This is a genomic window from Arthrobacter sp. HMWF013, from assembly GCF_003061105.1.
Classification (GTDB): Bacteria; Actinomycetota; Actinomycetes; order Actinomycetales; family Micrococcaceae; genus Arthrobacter.
Genome location: NZ_QAIQ01000133.1, coordinates 1 through 1866 on the forward strand (window position 1 = coordinate 1; position 1866 = coordinate 1866).

Consider the following 1866-nt stretch of genomic DNA (forward strand, 5'->3'; position numbering starts at 1 on the left):
GCGCACCAACCTGAGCTTCCTTGATGTGGACCAGCCGCCGCGGATCATCGTGGTCACCAGCTCCGTGCAGGCAGAAGGCAAGTCCACCGTCACGGCCAACCTGGCGGTCACCCTTGCTGCCGCCGGAGAGAACGTTGTAGTGGTCGACGGCGACCTCCGCCGCCCCACGCTCGTGGATGTTTTCAACCTGGTCCCGGGAGTCGGGGTCACCGATGTCCTCACCGGCACCGCAGAACTCGCGGATGTGCTGCAGCCCTGGGGTGCCCTCCCGAACCTCTCGGTCCTGGGCTCCGGCCGCATTCCGCCGAACCCCAGCGAACTGCTGGGGTCCCAGGCCATGAAGAACATGCTCAACGCCCTGGCAGAGAACGCCATCGTCCTGATCGACGCCCCACCGCTGCTTCCCGTCACGGATGCCGCGGTCCTTTCCCGCGCTGCCGACGGCGCCATCGTGGTCATCCGGACCGGCAGAACCACCCAGGAGCAGCTGGCCCAGTCCCTGGGGAACCTGGACAAGGTCAAGGGGCGGATCCTGGGCGCCGTCCTGAACTACGTGCCCACCAAGGGAACGGACGCCTACTCGTACTACGGCACCTACACCTCAGCGCCCACCTCAGCGCCCGGTCCGGTTGCTGAGGCTGAGCCCGACCTCACCGGTCCGTTTTGGGAGGGACCGGGTGAAAGCGTCCAAGTGCCAGAGTCTGTTTCCGCCGGCCGCCGGGCACGCGGTTAGGTCAACGCGTGGAAGACCAAGCCGATAAGACCCAGCTGAGTATCCCTGAGGCCGTCCTCCTGGGCCATGCCCTGGTGTCACGGGTGGCGGCCGGCAGGGGGATCCGCGCGTTCTTCATCAAGGGCCCGGCGAGTGTGATTCAGGGCCTGCGCCTGCCCAAGGTTTCGGCGGATGTGGATGTTTTCGTGGCGCCGTCGGATCTGGACGCGATGCTCCAAGGCCTGCGGGAGCGGGGCTGGCGGGAACGCCCCGTGGATCCGGACAGCAGGACCTTTCCCAAGCACTCGGTGACGGTGGACCACCCGGAGTGGCCGTGCTGCATCGACGTCCACTACCGGTTTCCCGGCATGGAAAATGACGCCGGCGACTGTTTCGAGGTGATGTGGGCCAACACCGAAGACCTTGAAGTCGCTGGGCAGGAGGTGCGGGTCCCCTCTAAGCCGCTGGGAGTCTTGATCCTTGCTTTGCATGCTCTCCGCTCACCCTTCCTGCCGGCCTGCCAGCAGGAACTCGAGTTTCTGACGGAACTCACCAATCGGAAAAGGTATGGCGCCGCCATCATGGACATCGCTAGTGCAACAGGCTCACTTGCCGCCATGCGCCCTTTCCTTGAGGACCTCCTTCCCGAGGCCACGTCGGTGGACTGGCCCGAGGCCTCCACGGAATGGCGCAACCGACTGATGGCCAAAGAGCCGGGGAGTGCGCGGCTTATCGCCCTTGCCCAGGCGCCGCTGAAGGACAAACCCAAAATGCTGTTCCGAGCGGTCTTCCCGGTGCCCGAAGTCCACTTGTCCCGGGACATCTACGCGGACATGTCCTTCCGTGGCAGGCTCCGGCAACACCGCGAAAGGTGGGTTCGGTTCCTGCGTGCGGCGCCGAAAATCTTGCGGGACCTTCGCGAAACCCGGCCACCTCGCCGCTAAATCGCCCGGTCTAATCCTATATCTGCCCGATATATTGAACCCATGACCAGCGAAATAGCCGAGAAGAGGATTCGTGCCGGTTTGAGCCAGCAGAAACTGGCAGCGCTGGCCCACGTCAGCCAGCCGAATCTCTCCGCGTACGAATCGGGGAAACGTATCCCGCGGCCCGAGACGCTTGACCGGATCATGAAAGCACTGCGGCGCCGGCCG

General features: G+C 64.7%; 3 protein-coding genes. All 3 read left to right on the plus strand.

What is annotated here, in order from left to right:
* Window positions 1-733 (plus strand): CpsD/CapB family tyrosine-protein kinase (locus DBR22_RS06050; protein ID WP_146187408.1); only part of this gene is annotated, 733 nt, incomplete at its 5' end.
* A gap of 8 nt (window positions 734-741) precedes the next feature.
* A complete protein-coding gene (locus tag DBR22_RS06055; RefSeq protein WP_108598248.1) occupies window positions 742-1656 on the plus strand; it encodes a nucleotidyltransferase family protein in 915 nt (304 codons plus the stop codon).
* A 42-nt stretch (window positions 1657-1698) separates the two neighbouring features.
* Window positions 1699-1866: helix-turn-helix domain-containing protein (locus DBR22_RS06060; RefSeq protein WP_146187409.1), on the plus strand; the 168-nt coding region annotated here is incomplete at its 3' end.